The 24512-nt window shown below is 41.6% G+C and carries 25 protein-coding genes; 20 read left to right on the top strand and 5 right to left on the bottom strand.

Features of this window, described 5'->3' with window-relative positions; all coding sequences use genetic code 11:
• Positions 1-233 precede the first annotated feature (233 nt).
• The 5 genes from lexA to CWC18_RS17265 all read left to right on the top strand — a co-directional run bounded on the left by lexA (position 234) and on the right by CWC18_RS17265 (position 5315).
• On the top strand, positions 234-851 hold the full coding sequence (gene lexA / locus CWC18_RS17285) for a transcriptional repressor LexA (RefSeq protein WP_138591910.1): 618 nt from the start codon (positions 234-236) through the stop codon (positions 849-851).
• 335 nt (positions 852-1186) lie between these two features.
• Complete coding sequence (coxB, locus tag CWC18_RS17280) at positions 1187-2290, top strand: cytochrome c oxidase subunit II (protein WP_432760758.1); 1104 nt, start codon at positions 1187-1189, stop codon at positions 2288-2290.
• Positions 2287-3873, top strand: coding sequence for a cytochrome c oxidase subunit I (ctaD, locus tag CWC18_RS17275; protein ID WP_138591908.1), 1587 nt, complete (start codon positions 2287-2289; stop codon positions 3871-3873). The genes coxB and ctaD overlap by 4 nt, the downstream gene beginning before the upstream one ends.
• On the top strand, positions 3873-4430 hold the full coding sequence (locus CWC18_RS17270) for a cytochrome c oxidase assembly protein (RefSeq protein WP_138675782.1): 558 nt from the start codon (positions 3873-3875) through the stop codon (positions 4428-4430). Before ctaD ends, CWC18_RS17270 begins: the two co-directional genes overlap by 1 nt.
• Before the next feature lie 9 nt (positions 4431-4439).
• Positions 4440-5315, top strand: a complete 876-nt coding sequence (locus CWC18_RS17265) for a cytochrome c oxidase subunit 3 (RefSeq protein ID WP_138675781.1) — start codon at positions 4440-4442, stop codon at positions 5313-5315.
• Here CWC18_RS17265 and CWC18_RS17260 read toward each other — a convergent pair.
• Positions 5203-5523, bottom strand: coding sequence for a DUF2909 domain-containing protein (locus tag CWC18_RS17260; RefSeq protein WP_138591905.1), 321 nt, complete (start codon positions 5521-5523; stop codon positions 5203-5205). The two genes, CWC18_RS17265 and CWC18_RS17260, sit on opposite strands and share 113 nt — an antisense overlap.
• A gap of 13 nt (positions 5524-5536) precedes the next feature.
• On the opposite strand from CWC18_RS17260, the gene CWC18_RS17255 reads away from it, so the two are divergent.
• The 13 genes from CWC18_RS17255 to CWC18_RS17195 all read left to right on the top strand — a co-directional run bounded on the left by CWC18_RS17255 (position 5537) and on the right by CWC18_RS17195 (position 17921).
• Positions 5537-6259 carry an SURF1 family protein gene (locus CWC18_RS17255; RefSeq protein ID WP_138675780.1) on the top strand — a complete coding sequence of 241 codons (723 nt, stop codon included), beginning with the start codon at positions 5537-5539 and terminating at the stop codon, positions 6257-6259.
• Between the two features lie 5 nt (positions 6260-6264).
• A complete protein-coding gene (locus CWC18_RS17250; protein WP_138591913.1) occupies positions 6265-6756 on the top strand; it encodes a transmembrane cytochrome oxidase associated protein in 492 nt (163 codons plus the stop codon).
• 11 nt (positions 6757-6767) lie between these two features.
• Positions 6768-7760 (top strand): COX15/CtaA family protein, encoded by a 993-nt coding sequence (locus CWC18_RS17245; protein ID WP_138675779.1) that lies wholly within the window; start codon positions 6768-6770, stop codon positions 7758-7760.
• On the top strand, positions 7757-8659 hold the full coding sequence (gene cyoE, locus CWC18_RS17240; RefSeq protein ID WP_138675778.1) for a heme o synthase: 903 nt from the start codon (positions 7757-7759) through the stop codon (positions 8657-8659). The genes CWC18_RS17245 and cyoE overlap by 4 nt, the downstream gene beginning before the upstream one ends.
• A complete protein-coding gene (locus tag CWC18_RS17235) occupies positions 8659-9252 on the top strand; it encodes an SCO family protein (RefSeq protein WP_138591901.1) in 594 nt (197 codons plus the stop codon). The genes cyoE and CWC18_RS17235 overlap by 1 nt, the downstream gene beginning before the upstream one ends.
• Before the next feature lie 171 nt (positions 9253-9423).
• Positions 9424-9696 (top strand): STAS domain-containing protein, encoded by a 273-nt coding sequence (locus CWC18_RS17230; RefSeq protein WP_138591900.1) that lies wholly within the window; start codon positions 9424-9426, stop codon positions 9694-9696.
• A gap of 9 nt (positions 9697-9705) precedes the next feature.
• A complete protein-coding gene (locus tag CWC18_RS17225; RefSeq protein WP_138591899.1) occupies positions 9706-10068 on the top strand; it encodes a response regulator in 363 nt (120 codons plus the stop codon).
• A gap of 14 nt (positions 10069-10082) precedes the next feature.
• Positions 10083-12164, top strand: coding sequence for a chemotaxis protein CheA (locus CWC18_RS17220; protein WP_138591898.1), 2082 nt, complete (start codon positions 10083-10085; stop codon positions 12162-12164).
• The gene (locus CWC18_RS17215) at positions 12161-12670 is read left to right on the top strand and encodes a chemotaxis protein CheW (protein WP_138591897.1); all 510 of its coding nucleotides are present in this window, start codon (positions 12161-12163) and stop codon (positions 12668-12670) included. The genes CWC18_RS17220 and CWC18_RS17215 overlap by 4 nt, the downstream gene beginning before the upstream one ends.
• Positions 12671-12682: 12 nt before the next feature.
• On the top strand, positions 12683-15391 hold the full coding sequence (locus tag CWC18_RS17210) for a methyl-accepting chemotaxis protein (RefSeq protein ID WP_138675777.1): 2709 nt from the start codon (positions 12683-12685) through the stop codon (positions 15389-15391).
• A gap of 46 nt (positions 15392-15437) precedes the next feature.
• Positions 15438-16259 (top strand): CheR family methyltransferase, encoded by an 822-nt coding sequence (locus CWC18_RS17205; RefSeq protein WP_138591895.1) that lies wholly within the window; start codon positions 15438-15440, stop codon positions 16257-16259.
• Positions 16252-16869, top strand: coding sequence for a chemoreceptor glutamine deamidase CheD (gene cheD / locus CWC18_RS17200; protein WP_138591894.1), 618 nt, complete (start codon positions 16252-16254; stop codon positions 16867-16869). Before CWC18_RS17205 ends, cheD begins: the two co-directional genes overlap by 8 nt.
• Before the next feature lie 8 nt (positions 16870-16877).
• Entirely contained in the window at positions 16878-17921 is a 1044-nt protein-coding gene (locus CWC18_RS17195; protein WP_138675776.1) for a protein-glutamate methylesterase/protein-glutamine glutaminase, read from the top strand.
• A 12-nt stretch (positions 17922-17933) separates the two neighbouring features.
• Here CWC18_RS17195 and CWC18_RS17190 read toward each other — a convergent pair whose 3' ends face one another.
• Positions 17934-18983, bottom strand: coding sequence for a polysaccharide deacetylase family protein (locus tag CWC18_RS17190; protein ID WP_138591892.1), 1050 nt, complete (start codon positions 18981-18983; stop codon positions 17934-17936).
• 39 nt (positions 18984-19022) lie between these two features.
• Between CWC18_RS17190 and CWC18_RS17185 the strand changes: the two genes are divergently transcribed.
• Complete coding sequence (locus CWC18_RS17185; RefSeq protein ID WP_138591891.1) at positions 19023-20291, top strand: MATE family efflux transporter; 1269 nt, start codon at positions 19023-19025, stop codon at positions 20289-20291.
• On the opposite strand, the gene CWC18_RS17180 is transcribed toward CWC18_RS17185, so the two are convergent.
• Complete coding sequence (locus tag CWC18_RS17180; protein WP_138591890.1) at positions 20236-20511, bottom strand: hypothetical protein; 276 nt, start codon at positions 20509-20511, stop codon at positions 20236-20238. The genes CWC18_RS17185 and CWC18_RS17180 overlap by 56 nt on opposite strands.
• 7 nt (positions 20512-20518) lie before the next feature.
• A complete protein-coding gene (gene nfuA, locus CWC18_RS17175; protein WP_138591889.1) occupies positions 20519-21094 on the bottom strand; it encodes a Fe-S biogenesis protein NfuA in 576 nt (191 codons plus the stop codon).
• A gap of 146 nt (positions 21095-21240) precedes the next feature.
• On the opposite strand from nfuA, the gene CWC18_RS17170 reads away from it, so the two are divergent.
• On the top strand, positions 21241-23793 hold the full coding sequence (locus CWC18_RS17170) for a M14 metallopeptidase family protein (protein ID WP_138675775.1): 2553 nt from the start codon (positions 21241-21243) through the stop codon (positions 23791-23793).
• On the opposite strand, the gene CWC18_RS17165 is transcribed toward CWC18_RS17170, so the two are convergent.
• The gene (locus CWC18_RS17165) at positions 23773-24453 is read right to left on the bottom strand and encodes a ComF family protein (protein ID WP_171041146.1); all 681 of its coding nucleotides are present in this window, start codon (positions 24451-24453) and stop codon (positions 23773-23775) included. The two genes, CWC18_RS17170 and CWC18_RS17165, sit on opposite strands and share 21 nt — an antisense overlap.
• Positions 24454-24512 lie beyond the last annotated feature (59 nt).

Raw genomic sequence — 24512 nt, 5'->3', positions numbered from 1 at the left:
TTTTGCTTTTTGGGGTTTAGGAAAAGGAATTTGGGATGAAAAGGCAGTGAAAAGCCATGGACCCTGAAACCAGTTCAGGGAGAGGAGTCTCACACATCTGTCCTCCTGACGTAGGTCAGGATCTATAATACTCATACTTTAATTAACAATCATAGTTTTATGTGTGAAAGGTTTGCGATTTTTATGTAACTGTATATACTCACAGTAAATGTACTGTATGGAAAACCAGTTGTATGCGACCTCTGACAAAACGACAAGAACAAGTATTTGAACTAGTTAAAGTTTTTATTAAAGATACGGGTATGCCCCCAACGCGAGCAGAAATTGCGGATGCGCTAGGGTTTAAAAGTGCTAATGCAGCTGAAGAGCACTTGAAAGCATTGGCAAAAAAAGGTGTGATCGAGATGGTACCTGGTGCTAGCAGAGGGATCCGTTTACCTGCAGAAGAAGAACCCGAACAATTAGGCTTACCTTTAATTGGTCGCGTGGCTGCTGGCGAGCCTATTTTGGCTGAGCAACATATTGAAAGCCACTGTCAGGTAGATGCTTCATTATTCAAACCTGCTGCTGATTACCTATTACGTGTAAACGGTATGAGTATGAGAGATATTGGTATCATTGATGGAGATTTGTTAGCTGTACACCGTACTCAAGTCGCAGAAAATGGGCAAGTTGTTGTTGCCCGTGTCGAAGAAGATGTCACCGTTAAACGGCTAGAAAAAGCTGGTAAGCGGGTTTTTCTGCATGCCGAAAATGAAGAGTTTTCAGCGATCGAAGTAGACTTAGAACATGAATCGTTTGCTATAGAAGGCTTAGCTGTTGGTGTTATCAGAAATGGTGACTGGATGTAATTATCCTGATCATGCACAACTTCATATAGTTAAAGAGCAAGTTCACACATGAATTTGCCCTTTTCACTTTTAACATACCTAAATTCACTTATCTAAATTCAAGAACTTCCTCCCAATTCGTTTAAAAATACCTCAAAACTTGCTAATTATTCAATTATTGACTAATTGGTTAATAGTCACGCAGTGTAGTGTTCGACTAAGGTCGTAGCTCATGACAGTTATCCGATAATAAAAACATGATGCGTAATTTTAGTGAAAGGGTCATTTGCTAGCGCAAAATAAAGGGGCGTCACATGAAAGCATACCATGCTGTTGTAAGCTTATTTGTCTTGTTTATGTCTTTTGGGGCAGCAAGTAACAGCGATTACAATATGCGTAAAGGAGTTACAGACATTAGTCAAAATGTCTACCAACTCCATATGACGATATTTCTGATTTGTTGTGTCATTGGAGTCATCGTTTTCGCGGTGATGTTTTGGGCGCTTATTCACCACCGCAAATCAAAGGGCGCGATTGCTGCCCAATTTCACGAAAGTACGAAAGTAGAAATTCTGTGGACGGCGATTCCATTCATCATTCTAGTCGTTATGGCTATTCCTGCAACGAAGACATTAATTGCGATGGAAGATGCAAGCAAGGCAGATCTCACTATCAAAGTGACTGGGTCACAATGGAAGTGGCACTATGAATATATGTCACATGATGTAGATTTTTATTCTGTACTGTCGACACCCCGTGAACAAATGAACGATCAAGCAGAGAAAGGTGAGCATTATTTACTCGAAGTGGATAGGGCATTGGTTATTCCGACTGGAAAAAAGGTGCGGTTTTTGATGACATCAGATGATGTAATTCATTCATGGTGGGTGCCTGATTTTGCTGTTAAAAAAGATGCTAATCCTGGCTTCATTAATGAGGCTTGGACCAAAGTTAATGAAGTTGGCATTTACCGCGGTCAGTGTGCTGAATTATGTGGAAAAGATCATGGTTTTATGCCGATTGTTGTTGATGCCAGATCACCAGAGGAATTTGAATTATGGCTTACTGAGGCTAAAAAGGAAAAGCAACAGCAGGCAGAAGCCAGTGCTGCATTATTAGACAAAACATTGACTAAAGAGGAGTTAATGGCTGTAGGTGAACAGGTTTATATGGGGTATTGCGCAGCATGTCATCAGCCTACAGGGCTAGGCTTACCAGGCGTGTTCCCTGCGATGAAGGGGAGTGCGTTGGTTCAAGGTGATTTGAAGCCACACATTGACATTTTGCTGAATGGTCGGCCCGGGACTGCGATGCAAGCCTTTGGCAAACAGCTGTCAATTAAACAAATTGCCGGTGTGATCACCTACAAGCGTAATAGCTGGGGTAATAATACAGGTGAAGTAATTCAACCAAGTCAAATACAAGCAGAAGTAGACGCTAATAAGGAGAAAGAGCAATGAGTACATTGGTTGATTCTCAAGAACAAAATCCCGAACATCATCATACTCCGAAAGGGTTCAAGCGCTGGTTATATACAACAAATCATAAAGACATCGGTTCACTGTACTTAATATTTTCTTTAACTATGTTTATTGTTGGCGGTGCTATGGCGATGGTGATCCGCGCAGAGTTATTTCAGCCCGGGCTACAGTTAGTCGATCCGCACTTCTTCAATCAGATGACAACTGTACATGGCTTAATCATGGTTTTTGGTGCTGTTATGCCAGCCTTCACTGGGCTGGCTAACTGGATGATACCTATGATGATAGGAGCACCAGATATGGCGTTGCCTAGAATGAACAATTGGAGTTTTTGGATTTTACCATTCGCGTTTTCAATCTTGCTCATGTCGTTATTCATGGAAGGAGGGGGTCCTGCTTTTGGCTGGACATTTTATGCACCTTTATCCACTACTTATAGTAACGATAATACTGCCTTATTTGTATTTGCAGTCCATATTATGGGGATCAGTTCAATAATGGGTGCAATTAACGTGATTGTAACCATAGTGAATCTTAGGGCGCCGGGCATGACTTGGATGAAACTGCCGTTGTTTGTATGGACGTGGTTGATCACTGCGTTTTTATTGATTGCCGTTATGCCTGTCCTGGCCGGCGCGGTGACGATGGTATTAACTGATAAATATTTTGGCACTAGCTTTTTCGATGCCGCTGGAGGGGGAGACCCCGTTATGTTTCAACATATATTTTGGTTCTTCGGACATCCAGAGGTGTACATCATGATTTTGCCGGCTTTTGGTATCATTTCAACTATTGTCCCTACCTTTTCTCGCAAAAAACTATTTGGCTATGCATCTATGGTCTATGCCACCTCTTCGATTGCATTGTTGTCTTTCGTTGTATGGGCACATCATATGTTTACGACGGGAATGCCATTGGCTGGTGAACTCTTTTTTATGTATGCGACGATGCTGATATCGGTGCCTACTGGAGTCAAAGTCTTTAACTGGGTGGCAACGATGTGGCGAGGCTCCATCACCTTTGAGATCCCCATGTTGTTTTCTATCGCTTTTATTGTGTTGTTCACCCTAGGCGGCTTTTCTGGATTGATGTTGGCTATTACACCTGCTGATTTCCAATATCATGACACGTATTTCGTTGTGGCACACTTTCATTATGTTTTGGTTACTGGCGCTGTCTTTTCAATTATGGCCGGTGCTTATTATTGGCTGCCTAAATGGACTGGGCATATGTTTGATATTACTTTGGCTAAATGGCACTTTTGGTTGTCGCTAGTGAGTGTGAATATTTTATTTTTTCCTATGCACTTTGTTGGCCTTGCAGGCATGCCGCGCCGAATTCCTGATTATGCTTTGCAGTTTGCTGATTTTAACGCAATTATCAGTATTGGCGGTTTTGCTTTTGGGTTATCGCAGTTGTTATTTGTGGCGGTGGTTTATAAATGTGCCCGTGGTGGTGAATCGGTTCCTAACAAGGTTTGGGATGGAGCTGAAGGTCTAGAGTGGGAAGTCTCCTCTCCTGCGCCGTATCATACGTTTAGCACACCACCAGAGGTTAAGTAATGGAACATCATGCGTTATTAAAGAAGTTACTATTGAGTGCTCTCGCAATGTTTGCTTTTGCTTTCGCATTAGTACCCCTTTACGACGTTTTTTGTGATGTAACAGGACTTAATGGTAAACCAAGCATGGAAGCGGCCGAACAAAGCCAAGCAATTATTAATTCAAGAACGATTGATGTGAGTTTTACAACTCACGCTCAACAAAGTGCCCCTTTTGCTGTGAAATCGAAGCAATACATGGTGCAAGTGAAACCGGGTGAAATGACAGAAGTCACATTTTTTGCTCAAAATTTAAGTGATAGTGCGCGAGTGATGCAAGCTGTCCCGTCGGTATCACCAGGGAAAGCTGCTAAGTATTTACATAAAATGGCTTGTTTTTGTTTTGATAAACAAGCATTTGCTCCCAGTGAACAACTTGAATTCAAGTTATTGTTTTATGTAGATACTGAGCTGCCTACTGATGTTAAAGAATTAACCCTGTCATATACCGTATTCGATATCAGTGATTCAGTAAATGCCAATATAAATGCTGCTACCGTACACATCGGGGCTAGTTAGGAGAAAGTCGTGGAACAAAAATATGAAAACTACTTTGTGCCAGAGCAGAGTCAATGGCCAATCATAGGCGCAGTCGCCATGTTTTTCATTGCAGTAGGAGCGGGCTTAACGGTAATGCAAATTGATTCTACAGCTTCAAGTGGCAGTTACATTTTGTATGGTGGTATTGGTATTTTGATATACATGTTATTTGGTTGGTTTAAACATGTGATTGAAGAGTCTCAAAAAGGGTTGTATTCAGCGCAAATGGATCGCTCATTTCGACAAGGCATGAGTTGGTTTATTTTTTCTGAGGTTATGTTTTTTTTGGCATTTTTTGGCGCGCTATTTTACGCCCGGGTGCTATCGGTGCCATGGTTAGGTGGTGCTAGTAATAATGCTATGACTTACGAAGTGCTATGGCCAAATTTTGAAGCTGTTTGGCCTCTTTTGACAACGCCTAGCGGTGAAACGACTAATGCTATGGGATGGCAGGGGTTACCGCTAATTAATACCATTATTTTATTAACGTCTTCAGTGACAATGCATTTTGCACATGTGGCTATGGAGCGTGATGAACGTTTAAAGCTGAAAATCTTTTTAAGCCTAACGGTCTTATTGGGGGCGGTGTTTTTGGGTTTGCAGGTTGAAGAATACAGACATGCCTACAACGATTTAAATTTAACATTACAGTCAGGCCTCTATGGTAATACCTTTTATTTACTAACGGGTTTTCATGGCTTGCATGTAACGCTCGGAACCCTAATGCTACTTATTGTTCTCTTGCGCATTTTCAAGGGGCATTTGGATTCAAAGCAGCATTTTGCTTTTCAAGCGGCTGCTTGGTATTGGCACTTTGTAGACGTTGTATGGCTATGTTTGTTTGTATTTGTGTATGTTCTGTAATGACGGGATTACTATTGAGAGGAATAAATCCGAAAAATGCACTGGTTAAAATGAGCGCAATGACTAAGGCTGAGTAAAGCACTCTTCGGCCTAAATAATGCGACATTGGTTTGCCCGATTGGTTATTAGATACCATTAAGTAAAGCGCTCTAAATAAGTTGAATAAGATAAATAATAATAAAAAAACGATAATAAATTTGACCAACATTTTAGGAGCCTCTATGCGAGAAGTAAGTAAATACAAGCTTAGTTCACTTTTGGCAACTGCGACTGTTTTTGTCATTGTCGTGGTGTGTTTATCATTGGCTATGTGGCAATGGCAACGAGCTGAGAATAAAGCACTTTTGCTCGGTCAAGAAGGGGTTATTTTGACGCAAGAGACGGCAAGCCTAGAGTCGGTATTTGCTGATTCAATCGAAACTATCCATAGCGCTAAGTTCAAAGTGTCAGGGGCTTTTCTGACTGATCAAGTATGGTTTTTAGATAATAAAATAGTTGAAGGGAGACCGGGATATGACCTGATCACCTTGTTTCAAGCAAATCATTTAGATGACGTACTGTTGGTGAATTTAGGCTTTATCGCTGCACCAGCACTCCGAACGCTACCGAGTATACGCTTGCCTGAAGAAGACGTTGAGCTTGAGCTACAAATCAAAAGTAAAGATATTAAGGGGTTCACACTAGCCTCTCAGCCAGCAATGAATGCTAACTCTCATAATCTGCTGCAATACTTAGATTTATCCTACTTTACAACACTAACGGGTCTTACAATTTATCCGTTTGTGACTTATCAACTCGGTAACACGATAACTGTGGCAGTGCCCCATTACAAAGCCGTTGTTATGTCGCCGCAAAAGCATCGCGCCTATGCATTACAGTGGTTACTCATAGGACTATCGGCGGCAGTTATAGGGTACTTTTTATACCAAAGAAAGGAGCTGTAGTGATGATGAAAAACAAACCTATGTGGTTATTCCTCTTGTGTTGTGGGGTACCTCTAATACTTGCATACACTGCGCTTTCTTTTAATTGGTTACCGCAAAGTGCAACAAATAGCGGTAAGTTTGTTGATGAAGAAATTACGATTTCTGATTGGCAGCAAGCGCCTGGTGTTTTGTGGACAATTGCTTTAAATGCCCCTGTTCATTGTCAAGCGCCTTGTGAGCGGCAGTTGAACGATTTATCTAATATCCATACTGCTTTAGGAAAGAACCAACAGCGTGTCAATTTAGCTGTATTTGGTAGGGATTTTAAGGTTGGCAAGGCGGTGAGCTATCCAAATCAGCAGAACTTAGAACCAGGTAATTTATATTTGATTGATCATAGAGGATTAGTCGTACTTGAATACCAACCGAGCTTGGATGTTCAGGAAAATAGAATGCGTCACAAGGGAATGCTGAAAGATTTAAAGAAATTACTTAACTATGCGCGTAGTAGCTAAGGGGCTGGGTGATGAACTATAAAAGAATTGCATTGTTTAGTTGTTTACTTGCTGCACTTGTGGTCACTTTAGGCGCATATACACGTTTGAGCAACTCAGGACTTGGTTGCCCTGATTGGCCAGGTTGTTATGGTTTTATCACGGTGCCTACTCATGCGACAGATGTTTTACTTGCTGAGTCATTGTTTCCCAATAGCCAATTAGAGCCAAAGAAAGCATGGATAGAAATGGTACATCGCTATTTTGCTGGTTGTTTGGGATTACTCATCGCGTTTCTTTGTATTATTGCTGTACGTAATAAAAAGCAGAGTGTGTTACCTGTGAAGCTGGTGGCTCTGCTTGCTGTATTGATTGTGCTTCAGGGCGCTTTAGGTATGTGGACTGTGACATTGAATTTACAGCCGTTCGTTGTAATGGGGCACTTACTCGGTGGCTTTAGTATCTTAGCAATCTTGTCATTAGTGTATTTTAGAGTGACGAATAGCCAAGAACCGCTTGAAGATAGAGTATCTCACTATTTTAATTTGACGCTTGGGGTATTGGTGATCTTGAGTATACAAATTGCGTTTGGAGGGTGGGTTGCCGCGAATTATGCTGCTCCCCACTGCACAGGACTTCCAGTGTGCAACAATATAGAGCTGTTTTCTTTAGAGAGCTTGTTTCATTTACCTCTGGGTAAAGAAAACTATGAATATGGCGTACTACCATTTGATACTAGGCTGTCGATACACTTTGTTCATAGGCTGTGGGCACTTGTTACTGCGTTAGCCATTTTTGCAATGGCATGGAAGCTCTATCGAGTCGCAGTGAGTAAAACGTTTAAAATTGCAGTGTTATGGGTGGTTATCCTCTTGCTCATTCAATTAACTGTTGGCTCAGCCATTGTGCATTTAAAATTTCCTTTGTTATTAACCCTTTTTCACAATTTTATGGCCGCGATGCTATTGGTAAGTATGGTTAGACTTTGCTTTTTAATAAAATATCGATGTCAGGTGGCTCTATGAAAACACTATCAATAAATCACATTGTCCCTGTTTCTTTATGGAGTATAGCGCGTAACTATATTGCTATTTGCAAAGCAAAAGTAGTGTTAATGCTGGTGATCACCGCTTGGGTTGGTATAGCGCTTGCGCCAGAGACTGAAAGAACATGGTTTGCGCAGATTATGAGTTTGATTGGAATTGGGAGTTTGGCAGCAGCAGCAGCGGCGATTAATCATGTGGTCGATAGAGAGATAGATCAAAAAATGGCGCGAACACGACATCGACCTTTAGCAACCGAGCGTTTATCAGTGAGGCATGCTTTGGAGTTTGCGTGTGTGTTGACGGTGGCAGGCATATCAGTATTGCTTGTTTGGAGTAATGTTTTATGTACTGTACTTACTTTTATGGCATTACTTGGGTATGCGGTTGTTTATACATTATTCCTTAAACGAGCAACGCCACAAAATATTGTTATTGGTGGGTTAGCTGGCGCTATGCCGCCATTATTGGGTTGGGTGAGTGAAACAGGTCAACTTGATGCCGAACCACTATTATTGGTGATGATGATTTTTGCTTGGACCCCCCCTCATTTTTGGGCGCTAGCCATTGCTCGTCGAAACGACTACAAACGCGCCAATGTTCCGATGCTACCAGTGACACATGGTATCGAGTTTACTCAGATTTGCATGATTGTGTATACCGTTATTTTGGCTCTCATTTGTGTTGTGCCTTATCTGATATCAATGTCAGGTTTGTTTTATTTAGTGTGTTCAAGCATTTTGAATATTTGGTTTATCACAAAGAGCCTAAGTTTGTACTTTTGGCCTTCTGATGAAAAAGCAATGGCACTTTTTCGTTTTTCAATTAGCCATTTACTGTTACTCTTTATCGCTCTTTTTGCTGATAAATGGATTGTTTAATGCGCTCTTTTTTATTGATTTCTATTATGTACTTGATGCTAGGGTGCGCTGAAGAGCCGCAAATATCGGATCTAGTGGTACAGTATCAAAATCCTAAAATAATTAAGCCGTTTGCATTAAATGATGAAAATGGCCAGATAACGACTGAAAAAAGCTTACATGACCAGTGGACGCTTCTTTTTTTAGGTTACACCAGTTGCCCTGATATATGCCCGATGACATTGGTTAAACTATCACAAGTTTATCAGCAACTCGAAAAAGACTACCCAATATCAGTATGGTTTGTGTCTGTTGATCCGCAACGAGATACACCCGCTAAACGTCACGCGTACATCAATTATTTTAATCATGAGTTTAAAGCATTAAGTGGTCCACATGCTCAGTTATTTCCATTTGTCCGAGATATTGGACTGATATATGCAATTAATAACAGTACGGAGCAAGAGTATTATGTTGACCATAGCGCTTCTGTGGCTTTAATTAACCCTCGAGGTGAATTGGCTGCAATCTTTAAAGCAAAATATACGGTAAATGAAATTCCGCTAATCGACATTACTACCTTGGTACGTGATTTTAAAATAATCGCAATTTAGTGAACCGCTTAATAGTATTAACACTTTAGATGAGCTAGTTATTACCTTTAGAATTAACCTCTAACACGCTAATTATTTTTACCTTTTTTGTCTTAAGTTTAATGGCATTTTTTATATCTACGTCTAAGCTAAATTTATAAAGATAAAATTTACAAGGACAGTGCTACGCACATGTTAAAGCTTTCACCCGAATTGACAATCAGTCAAGTTGAAGATTTACATCAACAGCTTCGTCAAGAACTTCATGTGGAGCATGATATTTGTATTGACATATCAGAGGTAAGTAGAGCAGATACTGCCTCAATACAATTGCTATGCGCATTACAAAAGCATCTTCTGAGTATTAATCATCAAATAGTTTGGCATGGGCAAAGTACTGCGTTTCGTAATGCGGTTGATGAGTTAGGTCTAGTAAAGTTCTTAGCCCTAGATAGCGTTAATTAAGAGGTCTGTATGAAAAAGATTTTGGCTGTAGACGATTCAGCATCTATGCGACAAATGGTCGGGTTTACATTAAAAAAGGCAGGGTTTGATGTCACTGAGGCAAAGGATGGCAGTGAGGCATTGGCAATTGCAAAACAGCAAGGGTTTGATGCAGTCATTTCTGATATAAATATGCCAGTGATGGATGGGATTACACTGATACGCGAATTGCGTTCATTACCTAATTATAAGTTTACCCCATTATTGATGCTGACGACTGAATCTGGTTTAGATAAAAAAACCGAAGGCAAAGCCGCAGGCGCAACGGGTTGGATTGTTAAACCCTTTAATCCTGAGCAGTTGCTCGCCGTGTTGAAAAAGGTTATTCGTTGATCTAGGAGTGCCTTATGAGTATTGATTTAAGCCAATTTTTTGAGGTTTTCTTTGAGGAGAGCTTTGAAGGATTAGACGTAATGGAAGCTGAGCTGCTGAACTTAGAGCCGGGGACCGAAGATTCGGAAACAATCAATACCATTTTCAGAGCTGCGCATTCCATTAAAGGCGGTAGTGGTACATTTGGTTTTACGTCCGTTTCCGATTTTACGCATGTGCTTGAGACGTTATTAGATCAGATAAGAGACGGGCAGCGTCAGCTTACAGCAGAACATGTTAATTTATTATTGAAGTCAGTTGATTGTTTACGAGCCCTCTTAAGTGCACTTCAAGTAGAACAGACACCAGATCTGGGCGATGCGAATGATTTGCGGCAAAGGTTTGAAGTTATTCTTGGTATGAGTGAAGGTTCTGAAAGTCAAAATATACAAGAAACTGTGCAAGTAGAAAGCGAGTCTACCTTTCAAATCGATTTTAAACCCCATCCCCATTTATTTAAAACGGGTAACGAACCACTCTATATGATCAGTGAATTGTTAGAGCTTGGTGAATTAGAAACCAATGTATTTTATGATGCGATCCCTGACTTTGAAAATTTAAGTCCAGATGAGTGCTTTTTAAGTTGGCGGTTTTTCTTAACAACAGCTCGCTCTGAAAGCGCAATCAAAGAAATATTTGAATGGGTAGAAGATGATGCTCATATTGAAATTACAGTGTGTGGCGGGCTGTTTGAATCTGAAGGGCGCAGTGGTATAAATTTAACTGAAGATAGTTCAAGCGCTAATGCGGCGGTTAGCGTGTCTTCTTCCTCACCTGCTACAAAGGCAGCAACCTCTGCAAAAAAAGTCGAAACTAAAAAGCCTGCTGAGCAAAGCACAACATCAATTCGGGTTGGAATTGATAAAGTTGACTCTTTGATCAATATGGTTGGCGAGCTGGTCATAACGCAAGCAATGCTTAGTCAAATTGGCGAGCAGGAGATAAGCGAAACTACAATTACTTCTTTACAAGAAGGGCTTGCGCAGTTGGCACATAATACGCGAGATTTACAAGAAAATGTCATGCGGATCAGAATGCTCCCTATCAGTTTTGTATTTAGTCGATTCCCAAGGTTAGTGAGAGACATATCACAGAAGTTAAATAAGCAAGTTGAACTTAAACTAGCTGGAGAGCAAACCGAGTTAGATAAAACCGTGATGGAGAAAATTTCAGATCCTATGGTTCATTTGGTCAGGAACTCATTGGATCATGGTTTAGAAACTCCGGAAGAGCGTGTTGCTGCAGGTAAAGACCCTGTGGGTATTGTTACGCTTAACGCTTTTCATCAAGGTGGCAACATTGTGATTGAAATTATGGATGATGGACAAGGGCTCAATACACAGAGAATAAAAGAAAAAGCCATTGCTAATGGGTTGGTACAACCTGAGGATGAACTAACAGCCGATGAAATCAATGAGCTTATTTTTATGCCAGGCTTTTCAACCGCTGATGAAGTGAGTGATATTTCAGGGCGTGGCGTAGGGATGGACGTTGTACGACGTAATATTCAGGCACTAAACGGTTCGGTGGAGGTGTCGTCTGCACCTGGGGTTGGCTCTACATTTACTATTCGTTTGCCATTAACACTAGCAATACTGGATGGTCAATTAGTTAAAGTTGCGCAGCATACCTATATTATTCCTTTGATTTCAATTGTCGAATCGTTACAGATTGATATTACTAAAGTGAGTAGAGTAGGCAAAGACCTAGATGTGCTGCGGCTGCGAGATGAATATATTCCTATCTTAAGACTTTACGACATCTTTACCCACCAAGGAGCAATAGAAGAGCTCGACAAAACGCTGCTAGTGGTTGTCGAAAGTGATAATCATAAAGTTGGTTTACTGGTTGATGATTTACTGGCACAGCAGCAAGTAGTGATCAAAAGCTTGGAAGCGAATTATCAAAAGGTGGATGGCATTTCTGGCGCGACGATTTTGGGTGATGGGCGGGTATCGTTGATCATTGATATAAGCGGTCTTATAAAGCTCAGTGGCCTCAAGCGCCCAGGCTCTCAAGAGCTGTTAGTTGAAGCTAAAGCGATAGAGGTTGCATGATGAGTAAGCAAGCGGAGCTAAATCAGCAATTGATATTAGGTGGGCAGCAAGACGAAAATCAATACCTCACTTTCATGATGGCTGGTGAAGAATATGGCATGGATATTTTAGCTGTGCAGGAGATTCGAGGGTGGGAAGATGCCACGGTGATCCCGAACGCACCACCATTTGTTAAAGGCGCTATTAATTTACGGGGCACGATAGTCCCGATTGTGGATTTACGGCTAAGGTTTGGTATTGATAGTGTCGCTTACAGCCCTCTGACGGTTGTGATAGTTGTGTCTGTGGAAATTAAAGAGCAGCATAAAGTGATGGGGCTAGTCGTGGATGCTGTTTCTGATGTTTATAGTATTTCTGAGGAAACCGCAAAAGATGTGCCCGACTTTCAAGATTCAGATAATACTCAGTATGTGCATGGTCTGGTGAATGTGGGTGAAAAAATGGTCGTGTTATTAAATTTGGCTAGGGTGTTAGATTTAAGCGCAAATTATATGCATCATGGGTAAACTGGAGAAGATATGAGTACTTATAACGTACAAAGTGCGATAAGCAATAAGCTAATTTATGTTGGTATCGCTCAAGTAACCTGTATTGCTTTGGCATTTAAGTTTATTGGTATTGAGTTGTCATTACTCACGAGCTTACTTATGTTATTGCCTATTGTCGTGACCTTATTAGGGGTTTTATATTTAAAGCAAAATTTAAATCTTTATGCCGCCAGATTAGATTGTGTTGAATTGTTGATGCCACAGCTTAAAGTGAGTGAACTCGATGCGATAGCTCAGGTAGATTTCAGTTATTATCCGCAGCTAAAGCAAGCTTTGTATATGCAATCTGACAATCAAACTTGTTCCGAACAAAGCCATCTAGATGGGTTACTTCGTGCATTACAGGTGTGCCAAGCAAACATTATGGTAGCCGATGCGGATTTGAATATTACATACTTGAATGACTCTGTGACCTGTATGTTCAGAGAAAATCAAATTAAACTGAGGGAAGATTTACCAGGTTTTAATGTTGATGATCTGGTTGGTCAAAATATTGATGCTTTTCATAAAAACCTAGCGCATCAACGAGGCTTGTTAAGCACTTTAACTGAGGTATACACAACAACGATAAAATTGGCTGGGTTAACGTTTGAGTTAATCGCTACGCCGGTATTTAATGATGACAATGAGCGAATTAATACGCTAGTAGAGTGGAAAGATATTAGTCGTAGGCTAGAAGCAGAAATAAAGAGACAGGAATTAGCTGAATTTAACTCAAGAATTTTAAGTGCATTAGATGTATGCCAAACAAACGTAATGCTAGCTGATGAGGATCTAAACATTATATATGCTAATCACTCTGTATTAGAGATGCTCAGAAAAAATCAAGCGCAACTTAAGACGTCAATCCCTAACTTTGATGCAAACAACTTAATCGGAGAGTGTATTGATGTTTTCCATGTTAACCCCAGTCATCAAAGACATTTGCTGGCTAAATTAACCCAAACATACAACACTGATATTCAGGTAGCTGGGTTTACGTTCGGGCTCATCTCAACTCCTGTATACGGTGACAATAATCAACGCTTAGGGACTGTTGTCGAATGGGATGATAAGACCGAGCGACTAGTGAGGGCGCGAAAAGAGCAAGAACAAGTGAATGAGAATTTACGTGTGAAACGTGCGCTTGATAATGTTGCCACCAACATTATGATTGCGAATGATGAACATAACATTGTGTATATGAATAAGTCGGTTGTGCAAATGATGAGTAATGCAGAGAGTGACATAAAAAAAGACTTACCTCATTTTGATAGCCGAGCGTTGTTAGGCGCAAATATCGATATATTCCATAAAGACCCGTCACATCAACGCAGTATGTTAGAGCGACTCACATCGGTATATAAAACAGAGATCTTGGTCGGTGGCAGAACATTTGGTTTAGTTGCCAATCCGATCATCGATGGTGACGGCGAGCGGATTGGCACTGTTGTTGAGTGGTCAGACCGTACCGCCGAAGTCGCTATTGAGTCTGAGGTGAATGGGCTTGTTATGTCTGCAGGCCAAGGTGATTTGAGTGTACGACTGCAAGAAGCTAATAAAGACGGGTTTTACTTACGCCTAACACAAGGCTTAAACGAATTTGTCAGTATTGTTGATGGTGCTGTGTCTGATACCGCACAGATGTTAGATGGATTTGCGACCGGAGACCTAACTCGAAGGGTTAAAACCGAATACCAGGGAGCATTTGATAAGTTAAAACAAGATGCGAATGCGACGGCGAACAAGTTAACCGAAGTGCTCAATAGAATAAATTCGTCAGCGTCTTTGGTGGCCAGTGGTGCTGAAGAAATATCACAAGGAAATACTGATCTAAGTCAAAGAACAGAAGAGCAAGCTTCGTCTTTAGAAGAAACAGCGTCGAGTATGGAAGAGATGACAGGTACCGTAAGGCAAAATGCAGATAATGCAAAAATTGCTAATGGACTTGCTGAAGAAACCTGTGATAAAGCCATGCTAGGCGGGGAAGTGGTAAATAGAGCTGTGTCTAGTATGTCGGCCATTAATGAATCGAGTAAAAAAATATCCGATATTATAGGTGTGATTGATGAAATTGCTTTTCAAACTAATTTACTAGCATTGAATGCAGCTGTTGAGGCAGCAAGAGCAGGGGAGCAAGGGCGTGGCTTTGCGGTCGTTGCAGGTGAGGTTCGTAATCTTGCGCAGCGTTCAGCTGGCGCCGCAAAAGAAATAAAAGACTTGATCCGTGACAGTGTTGGTAAAGTAGAAGATGGCACGATTTTAGTGAATGAGTCAGGCGAAACACTCAAAGATATTGTGGCGTCAGTTAAACATGTGACACAAATGATTTCTGATATAGCTGAAGCGTCAGTTGAACAAAGTTCGGGAATTGAACAAGTAAATAAAGCTGTGTCGCAAATGGATGAAATGACGCAGCAAAATGCTGCATTAGTGGAAGAAGCCTCAGCTGCTGGTGAGTCCATGTCAGAACAGGCCAACGATATGAAGCGGTTACTTAATTTCTTTTCATTAAGTGAAAATATGCAGGTCATGAATTCAGAGTCACCTGCGCAATCAAGCCAAGCACAGCGAACATTGGCAGCTCGCACGCCGCAGCCTACAGAGCGTATGGAATTGTCAGCCCCTTCTGCATCTGCCAGCTCTGTTGCAATGGGAAATCAACTATCTGATGGTTCAGAAGAGTGGGAAGAGTTTTAACAGTAGTATGGCTTTTTCCTCTCTGTAATGTTGTGGAGAGTGAAGGATGCGAGAGTTTGCATTTACAGATACTGATTTTAAAGTAATTTCGGAGCGGGTATATCAAGCATGTGGCATTGTGCTTGGCCCGCATAAAAGGGAAATGGTCTACTCGCGTCTAGCACGGCGTATACGTACGAATGAGCTAACTTCTTTTGCGGCTTATTTGGATTATTTAGATACACATAGCGGCGCTGAATTTAGCCACTTTATAAATGCCATTACGACAAACTTAACGTCTTTTTTTCGCGAAAATCATCACTTCAAACATGTGAGTGACACGATAATTCCTGCCTTATTAGAGTCGAATAAGACGTCTAAACGGGTCAGAATTTGGTCAGCAGGCTGCTCCACCGGTGAGGAACCTTACAGTATTGCAATGACATTAGTCGGGCGCTTTCCTGCCTCTTGGGATGTAAAAATTCTGGCGACTGACTTGGACTCAAATGTATTGGCCAAAGCGCAGCAAGGCATTTATGAACCGGTGACGATTACAGGGCTTAGCCCAGCTCAGTTAAAGCGGTTCTTTTTAAAAAGTACAGATGGCAACGCGTATAGGGTGAAGCCTCAATTACAACAAATGATTTCGTTTAAGCGGCTAAATTTACTTGAAAAATGGCCAATGAAAGGGCCGTTTGACGTTATATTTTGTCGCAATGTACTGATTTATTTTGATAAAAAAACAAAAGGTAATTTATTTAAAGGTTATCATCGCATGTTGGCACATGATGGACATTTATTTATTGGGCACTCTGAAACGATGGGAAAAGAGCATAGTGAATTCAAGAACCTAGGCAAGACTATGTATAAGAAAATGAATAGTGAATAATGAATTTAAGCCGGTAATAAGTGGATTTGAACATGTAAAACGGTTTTGGGATTCAAGTCGCTGTATGGTTGTTGCAAAAGTTTTACCGGGTGAGTTTTATGTGTCTAAACACAATGAGCTGATTTCAACGGTACTTGGCTCATGCATTGCGGCGTGTATTTATGACGAACAACTCGGTCTTGGTGGGATGAATCACTTTATGCTACCCGGAGTTAAGGGCATGGAAGACATTAATGCAGATGACTTGAATTGTAGATATGGAAACTGGGCAATGGAATATTTGATAAATGAATTAATTAAAAATGGTGCATGCAGGCATTCTTTAAAAATAAAGCTGTTTGGTGGTGGTAAGATCATTCGTTCAATGACGGATATTGGCATCGGTAATATTCGTTTTGCTAATGCTTATATTCAAGATGAGGCATTGGAGTTGGTTTCTCATGATGTAGGTGGCCCTTGGCCACGCAAGGTGGTTTTTAATCCCCAGACTGGTAAGGCACACGTTAAAAAGTTGCGCCAAATGCATAACGACACCATTGAGAAACGAGAAGTTCGTTATTTACATGATATTGAAGCACAAGATGCGAAAACCAATATAGAACTCTTTTAGGGGGCACCATGATAAAAGTATTAGTGATTGATGATTCTCCTCTCATTAGAGGGATATTAACCGAAGTTTTGAAACAAGCGCGCGACATTACCGTAGTGGGATGTGCAGAAGACCCTTACCAAGCAAGACAGATGATAAAAACACTTAACCCTGATGTGTTAACTCTCGATATAGAAATGCCGAAGATGGATGGGCTAAGTTTTTTACGCAATTTAATGCGGCTAAGGCCTATGCCTGTGGTGATGATCTCGACGCTAACTCAGCAAGGCTCACCAGCTACATTAGAGGCTTTGGAGATTGGTGCGATTGATTTTATTGCAAAACCCACGTTGAATATAGCAGACCAACTGCAAGCGTACGCTTATACACTACAAGAGAAAATAAGAGTGGCATCGCAAGCGCGGATCCGCGCTTTTAAGCCAGCAGCAAATGCATCGTTTCAGATACAGGGTGAGACAGAAAAGTTTGACCTTAATGCCATTATCGCAATCGGCGCATCGACTGGCGGGACGGAAGCAATTAAAGAAGTACTCATGACATTTCCAAAGCATGCACCGCCAACTGTTATTACACAGCATATTCCCCCGGTATTTAGCACTTCCTTTGCGCAACGCATGGATCGCTGTTGTACTGTTGCGGTAAAAGAGGCTGAACATGGTGATGTATTAGCATCGGGTCAAGTATTCATTGCACCAGGAGGTAAGCACTTAAAGATTGTAAAACGCGGCTCAGTTACTGTGTGTGAACTAGATGACACAGCCCCTGTAAATAGACATAAGCCTGCGGTAGATGTGTTGTTTGACTCTTTAGTACCTATGGCTAAATCAGTTAGTGCTGTACTCTTAACTGGTATGGGCAGTGATGGTGCAAAAGGCATGTTAAAACTGCGTCAAAGCGGAGCTAAGACCGCTGCGCAGGATGAAAAAAGTAGTGTCGTTTGGGGGATGCCTCGAGCGGCTGTGCAGTTAGAGGCTGCACAAAAAGTGATCCCCTTAAGTAAAGTGACTCAAACCTTATTGTATTCCGTGGCAAAGCCATGTCGTAAAGTTTAACTTACTGGAAATTTAGCTATCAGCCAGTGAATTTTGTATGATCACCCATGGCTGAGAGTACCAGTAATATGTACCTGGGAGACTTTTCACGGGTGCCGTGCAGTTATATCTAGAGCGACCTATAGGTAACTTTTTAGGTGAAGTGACAGATACGGTGCTGTCATTTATCCACTTCAATGTAGCCGCTCCAATTCCGGATACAAAGCATGCAAATTGCGAATTCTGAAAAGGCTTTTCGGCAAAACTAAGTGTCACAGTTGGATGTGTTTGCGTGGTGACTGAATCACTATATTTTACGGTATCGATGGCAAAAGGGTGAGCGTGTATTTTAGTTTTTAGAGTATTTAAATTGCTATAAATACCTGATGCTGGGAAGCGAGGCAGACGGGTAAAGTCTGATGTTACTCCAACCGCCCCAGAGTGTTGCCCGATACCGGTATATCCCAAATCAGACACCAGGCGCTGTAAGGCATTGTTAAACTCGCCATAAGGGTAGGCCAATAATTTCGCATGGTGACCTATTTCTTTATGAATCCGCTGCTCTGACCAAGTAATGTCGTGACTAATGCGGCGATACCATTGTGCTTGGCTTTCACCTTGTAAGTGCTTGTGCAGATAATCATGCTTAGCACTGTGGTTTGCTATGAGTGCACCGCGTTTAGCGAGCGTCCTTAATTGATCCCATGTCATAACATAGCTTTGTTGCTCGTCGATGAGTTGTGGGTTAACAAAAATTGTATAGGGATAATTAAAAGCTTCGAGAATCGGGGCTGCATCGGTAATATTGTTATCATAGCCATCATCAAAGGTGATCGCCACAGTATTGGCACTGACTGTTTCTCCCTCTTTAAGATTACTTAATAGCGTGTCGAGAGGGACAACATTAAAGTTGTTGGTTTTTAAATATTGCAAATGAGACTTAAATGTCTCGCTATTGACCGAGGTTACAGCAGGCAGCTTTTCGCTAACGTGATGATACTGTAAGATCACGGCTGCAAATACATTGTGTGTCATTAATACTAAGGCCAACCAAATAATATGGGTCACTTTTTTAGCAAACATAAGTCCTACCACTTCGCTTTACTCCTACTTGCGGGACCAATGATTTTATCAAATATTTCAGTGCCGTTACTAGGGCTGGTTGATACTGCTGTGATTGGTCATCTATCAAGTGCACATTATTTAGCTGGTATAGCATTGGGTTCTAGCAGTATTGCGGTATTATTTTGGCTAGCCAGTTTCTTACGTATGAGTACCACTGGCGTAATAGCTCAGGCGTTTGGTGCCAAAGACTTTGATAAAATTAAGCAATTGTTAGTCAGTAGTTTACTGTTGTCTTTGCTATTCGCATTAACTTTAATAGCACTGAGTCCGACGTTACTTTCGGTGATCGCTTCCTTATCTCAATCATCTGAGGAAGTTATGGTGCAAGCTAGTACTTACTTTTCTATTCGTATTTGGAGTGCACCAGCTGCTTTAGGCAATTTAGTGCTGCTGGGTTTGATGCTGGGTATGCATTATGGCAAAGGACCCTTTTATCTGGTGCTATTTACTAATTTGGTGAATATTGTACTTGATGTTGTACTTGTGTTAGTGCTTGACTTAGGGGTTGCTGGCGCGGCGAGCGCTTCTGTAATTGCTGATTATAGTGCGTTGTTCCTGGCCATTTATTTAATCAAAAAATTATTTAGACGTTATGGCGTTATTTGGAACATTCAGTTTCCATCAAGAGGCAGTATTGCGCGGTTATTAACTTTAAACCGTGATATTTTCATTCGCTCTTTGTTATTACAGTTGTGTTTTAGCTTTATGACCTTTTACGGTGCACGATTAGGGGAAGTGACACTTGCAGCCAATGCTGTGTTGTTAAATTTTCTGATGTTGGTCAGTTTTGCATTAGATGGTATTGCCTATGCAGCAGAAGCGAAAGTAGGCGCAGCTAAAGGGGAAGGTGATCCTGTACAAGTAAGATTGTGGGTTAATGTCAGTGTTTTTTGGGGGGCGTTATTTGCTTTGGGTTACTGTGCCTTTTTTGCCTTATTCGGGTCATCAATAATTAGGTTACTGACAAATATCCCCTCAGTTATCACTGAGGCAAGTCTGTATTTACCTTGGCTAATAGTGCTCCCAGTTGTCGCTATGGGCTGTTTTTTATTTGACGGTGTGTTTGTGGGTTTGACTCGCGCTAAGGAAATGCGTAACTCAATGTTTATTGCGGTTGTGCTTGGGTTTTTTACACCAGTTGTGCTGACATTAGAATGGGGCAATCATGGCTTATGGTTCGCAATGAGCTGCTTTATGGCAATGCGTGGTGCTACTTTGTTTTACCGTTATCGGCAGATCTGTCATCAGGGTGCATTGTTACAATGACTTGCGAAAAACGGTTAGCAAATATGCCAACATAGCCCCAGCCGGAAAAAAAGAGCGCCGGGGCGAGTAGCCCTAAGCCAATAAGCTGTACCCAAGCATGCTGGTAATAACCATAGGCAATGGCTAATAAACTCAGTGCGAATAGCCCTAAACCAATAAAAAAGCGTTTAAGGCTGAGCTTGGGGTGCTGGCCCAATTTATAAATGACGGATTTTAACATCGAGCGTTTAGTAGTATGAGTGATCGCCAGCTTGGTGTTCAGTAATATCACGTACTCCAGTGATTTCATCAAACTTAGCCACCATTTCTTTTTCGATCCCTTCTTTGAGGGTGACATCTATCATTGAGCAGCCATTACACCCGCCACCAAATTGTAAGATTGCAACACCTTCCGCTGTGATCTCAACCAAGCTAACTTGACCGCCGTGATTAGCAAGTTGCGGGTTTACTTCTGATACCAACATATGTTCAACACGTTCGTTTAAATCAGCATTTTTACTGAGCTTTTTCGCTTTGGCATTCGGTGCTTTTAGCGTCAGTTGAGTGCCCATCTTGTCTGTGACGAAATCAATTTCTGCTTCTTCTAAAAACGGTGCACTTTCAGCATCGACAACGGCATCGAAGCCATTAAATGGTAGGCGAATATCGCTTTCTTCTACGGCATCTGCTGGGCAATAAGAGACCCCACACTCTGCCTGTGATGTACCTGGGTTTACCACAAATACACGAATATTGGTCTCTTCTGCTTGATCGGAAAGCAGTTTAGCAAAATGGGATTGAGCTGTTTCTGAAATGGTTATCATAACTGTGACTATTACTTGACTAAATTACTCGGATACTTCATATGATACTCCCCTCATCGTATTGTCGCTAGTGTTGGACGTAAAAATTTGGCAACTTATGATTAGACTGTTAGCGTTTAAACAATCATCAGTTTTAAGGTCTTGATATGCGGCTTGTATTATTATGTTTGGTAATGGTCATTTATTTGCCCTTTACAGTAGTGGCAAAACCACTGAATTATTATTTTTCTGAGGATGTGCAGTTTGATCCGACTATTCCTACACCCAGTGATGTTTTGGGGTATGAGGTTGGGCAGTGGCATGTACGGCATGATCAATTAGTACAGTATATGCGCGTTTTGGCAGATAAAAGTGATCGTGTTGACATAAAAACTATTGGTTATAGTCATGAGCAGCGACCTTTACTACTTTTAACGATTACGGCACCAAATCAACTACAGCGCATTGAGCAGATCAGAGCACAGCATTTAGCACGACTTTCGTCTTCAGAGGTAAAGACAGAGACACCTGCAGTGGCGTGGATGGGGTATAGCGTACACGGTAATGAACCCTCAGGCAGCAATGCCGCACTGCTGGTGGCCTATTATTTGGCTGCGGCTCAAGGAGACGCAGTACAGACGTTACTTAAAAATACGATAGTGTTGTTAGATCCTTCTTTAAACCCCGATGGCTTGGCGCGTTTTGCGCAATGGGCTAATAGTAATCGAGGTATGAATTTGTCTGCTGATCCGCAGCACAGAGAGCATGTTGAAACTTGGCCTTCAGGGCGCACCAATCATTATATGTTTGACTTAAATAGGGACTGGCTGTTGTTGCAACATCCAGAATCACAAGCAAGAGTGGCGCAGTTTCATCATTGGAAGCCTAATATATTGACAGATTTTCATGAAATGGGATCCAATAGCAGTTATTTCTTTCAACCTGGCATTGCGTCACGTACCCACCCTTTGACGCCAAAAATGAATGTTACATTGACAGAAATATTAGCGACATTTCATGCTAAGTCGTTAGATAAAGATAAACAGTTATACTTTACCCAAGAGAGTTTTGATGATTTTTACTATGGCAAAGGATCTACCTACCCAGATGCCAATGGCGCGATTGGTATTTTGTTTGAGCAGGCAAGTAGTAGGGGGCATGTTCAAGATACCGTTAATGGCCGGTTGAGTTTTTCTCAGACCATAAAAAACCAGTTAACGACCAGTTTATCGACGTTTGAAGGCGTTATAAAAAATAAGGTGAAGTTACAAGCATATCAACAGCAGTTTTATACGGGGGCGAGCGCACTCGCAGAGAAAGAAAAATTTGAAGGTTATGTGGTGGCTGCAGGCCACGATAAACAAAAATTTGAACAATTTTTGTCAGTGTTGTCACAGCACAAAATTGAGGCATTTGAACTGACAAAAGAGTACAAAGTGGGTAAATATCAGTATCAAAAAGGCGATATGTATGTACCTTTATCACAATCTCAGTATCGTTTAATCAAAGCGATATTTTCAGAACAGCAGTCCTTTCAAGATAATACCTTTTATGATGTATCAGGGTGGACTTTGGCACATGCGTTTAACCTACAGTTTTCTCAGGCAGCTAGCACATGGGGACTGAAGGTTGCAGATGAGCCATGGCGGTCACCTATAAAAGAGCAATTCTCAAAATTATCAGAAACCTATGCCTATGGATTTTCATGGCAAGCATGGAATGCACCAAAAATGCTGAATTACCTACTGAGTAATAACATTGCAGCACGTGTTGCTATGAAATCATTTACAGCGGAAACAGCGGGCTTACAACATGATTTTTCAGCGGGAAGCATCATTGTTCCAGCAGGGTTACAACGTAATGCACAGTGGTTGTCAGTGCTCAATAATGCTCAATCGAAGTTTGCTGTAAAAGTCCACCCAATAGACACGGGTTTGACGAGTAAAGGTATCGATCTTGGTTCACGTAATATGAGAGCATTGTCTTTACCTAAAGTTTTATTGGTAGGCGGGCAAGGGAGTAGCCAATATGAAGTCGGAGAGGTTTGGTATCATTTAGACAAGCATCTAGGGATCGCACCGACGTTAATAGAACAACATAGATTGGGTAAGGTTGATTTGACACGCTATAGCCATGTGATATTGACGGATGGCCGCTTCAATAAACTTTCTGATCGAGCCAAAGTTGCGCTGACTGGATGGGTGAATAAGGGGGGTGTTATTTGGGGTCATAAGCGGGGAGCAAAGTGGCTGATGGATAGCCAGCTTTTAAATGCACAAAGCATCACTCGTAAAGAGATGGCTGAGCAGTTTAATACTGAGGGGTTACAATATGGAACGCGTGATGCGCTAGCTGCAAAGCAGCGTATTGCAGGGGCAATATTTGCGACTGAATTAGACTTGTCTCACCCATTGTCTTTTGGCTTTCAACGCCGCTTACTGCCCATGTTTAAAAACAGTACATGGTTACTTAAGACCCCTGAACAGCCATTTCTACTGGTGAATAAATATACCAAAGATCCTCTGTTATCAGGGTATGCTGCAAAGGAGAATGTCGCGAAAATCAGTGAAAGTGCAGCAGTGGTTGCACACAGGTATGGCCAAGGGAGTGTCATTGCAAGTTCAGATAACCCCGTATTTAGAGGTTACTGGTATGGTAGTAGTCGGTTATTGACTAACGCACTCTTTTTTGGTCATACGCTATCTGTGCAAGGGCGTTAGTGCCGTTGCAATAGCATCAACTTGCAGCGCACCAGCATCTAAGCATGCTTGCGCTGCAGCATTCATTGTCGCCCCAGTGGTTATAACATCGTCGACGATGACGACTTTTAGGCCGGTCATTGCGCCTTTGACCTGAAAGGCATCGCGTGTATTTTTTCGTCGTTGTATACCTGTTAGGTTGCTTTGAGCCTTAGTTTTATGGGTACGAAGTAAGTTTATTTTTGAGGTTAAATAGGGGTCGATACTGCATTGCCATGTTTGGTTGACTTGATTGAATCCCCGATTAACTAACCGAGTAGTGTGCAGTGGCATGAGCACGGCGATATCAGGAGCAGTGTGCTCATGTAACAAGTACTGCGTCCATTGGTGCACAATCACTTGTTGTAGCGCCGCTTGGTAACGAGTTTGATGATGGAACTTGTAGCCACTCAGCCAACTTTTAAGCTGGCCTTCATACCAGCCGCAAGCCATTAACCTTGTTATATTGTCTAACTTAAAATCCCGACAAATATCTGGCCGATTGAGGAGGTTCCCTTGTGAGGGGTCAAATAAACTCAGCTCATCGAAACAGTGTTGGCATATTGCTTGGTGCTCAATAAGGGGGTTTTGGCAACAAATACAATAATTGGGCACGAGCCAATTAGCTATTTTCCTTAGCATGTTGGTTACTTTCCTTGGTCTTGTCGGTATCATTGTTGTAAGTTTGGTTTAGGGCCTAA

Origin of the sequence: Pseudoalteromonas aurantia, from assembly GCF_005886875.1 — a bacterium.
Taxonomy (GTDB): domain Bacteria; phylum Pseudomonadota; class Gammaproteobacteria; order Enterobacterales; family Alteromonadaceae; genus Pseudoalteromonas; species Pseudoalteromonas aurantia_A.
Note: the sequence above shows the minus strand (reverse complement) of the source record. Positions and strands in the feature narration are given on the sequence as shown.

Coding starts and splice junctions, on each gene's coding strand:
- lexA (WP_138591910.1), top strand. CDS start 234: ATGCGACCTCTGACAAAACGACAAGAACAAGTATTTGAACTAGTTAAA.
- coxB (WP_432760758.1), top strand. CDS start 1,187: ATGTCTTTTGGGGCAGCAAGTAACAGCGATTACAATATGCGTAAAGGA.
- ctaD (WP_138591908.1), top strand. CDS start 2,287: ATGAGTACATTGGTTGATTCTCAAGAACAAAATCCCGAACATCATCAT.
- CWC18_RS17270 (WP_138675782.1), top strand. CDS start 3,873: ATGGAACATCATGCGTTATTAAAGAAGTTACTATTGAGTGCTCTCGCA.
- CWC18_RS17260 (WP_138591905.1), bottom strand. CDS start 5,523: ATGTTGGTCAAATTTATTATCGTTTTTTTATTATTATTTATCTTATTC.
- CWC18_RS17255 (WP_138675780.1), top strand. CDS start 5,537: ATGCGAGAAGTAAGTAAATACAAGCTTAGTTCACTTTTGGCAACTGCG.
- CWC18_RS17250 (WP_138591913.1), top strand. CDS start 6,265: ATGAAAAACAAACCTATGTGGTTATTCCTCTTGTGTTGTGGGGTACCT.
- CWC18_RS17245 (WP_138675779.1), top strand. CDS start 6,768: ATGAACTATAAAAGAATTGCATTGTTTAGTTGTTTACTTGCTGCACTT.
- cyoE (WP_138675778.1), top strand. CDS start 7,757: ATGAAAACACTATCAATAAATCACATTGTCCCTGTTTCTTTATGGAGT.
- CWC18_RS17235 (WP_138591901.1), top strand. CDS start 8,659: ATGCGCTCTTTTTTATTGATTTCTATTATGTACTTGATGCTAGGGTGC.
- CWC18_RS17230 (WP_138591900.1), top strand. CDS start 9,424: ATGTTAAAGCTTTCACCCGAATTGACAATCAGTCAAGTTGAAGATTTA.
- CWC18_RS17225 (WP_138591899.1), top strand. CDS start 9,706: ATGAAAAAGATTTTGGCTGTAGACGATTCAGCATCTATGCGACAAATG.
- CWC18_RS17220 (WP_138591898.1), top strand. CDS start 10,083: ATGAGTATTGATTTAAGCCAATTTTTTGAGGTTTTCTTTGAGGAGAGC.
- CWC18_RS17215 (WP_138591897.1), top strand. CDS start 12,161: ATGATGAGTAAGCAAGCGGAGCTAAATCAGCAATTGATATTAGGTGGG.
- CWC18_RS17210 (WP_138675777.1), top strand. CDS start 12,683: ATGAGTACTTATAACGTACAAAGTGCGATAAGCAATAAGCTAATTTAT.
- CWC18_RS17205 (WP_138591895.1), top strand. CDS start 15,438: ATGCGAGAGTTTGCATTTACAGATACTGATTTTAAAGTAATTTCGGAG.
- CWC18_RS17195 (WP_138675776.1), top strand. CDS start 16,878: ATGATAAAAGTATTAGTGATTGATGATTCTCCTCTCATTAGAGGGATA.
- CWC18_RS17190 (WP_138591892.1), bottom strand. CDS start 18,983: ATGTTTGCTAAAAAAGTGACCCATATTATTTGGTTGGCCTTAGTATTA.
- CWC18_RS17185 (WP_138591891.1), top strand. CDS start 19,023: ATGATTTTATCAAATATTTCAGTGCCGTTACTAGGGCTGGTTGATACT.
- CWC18_RS17180 (WP_138591890.1), bottom strand. CDS start 20,511: ATGTTAAAATCCGTCATTTATAAATTGGGCCAGCACCCCAAGCTCAGC.
- nfuA (WP_138591889.1), bottom strand. CDS start 21,094: ATGATAACCATTTCAGAAACAGCTCAATCCCATTTTGCTAAACTGCTT.
- CWC18_RS17170 (WP_138675775.1), top strand. CDS start 21,241: ATGCGGCTTGTATTATTATGTTTGGTAATGGTCATTTATTTGCCCTTT.
- CWC18_RS17165 (WP_171041146.1), bottom strand. CDS start 24,453: ATGCTAAGGAAAATAGCTAATTGGCTCGTGCCCAATTATTGTATTTGT.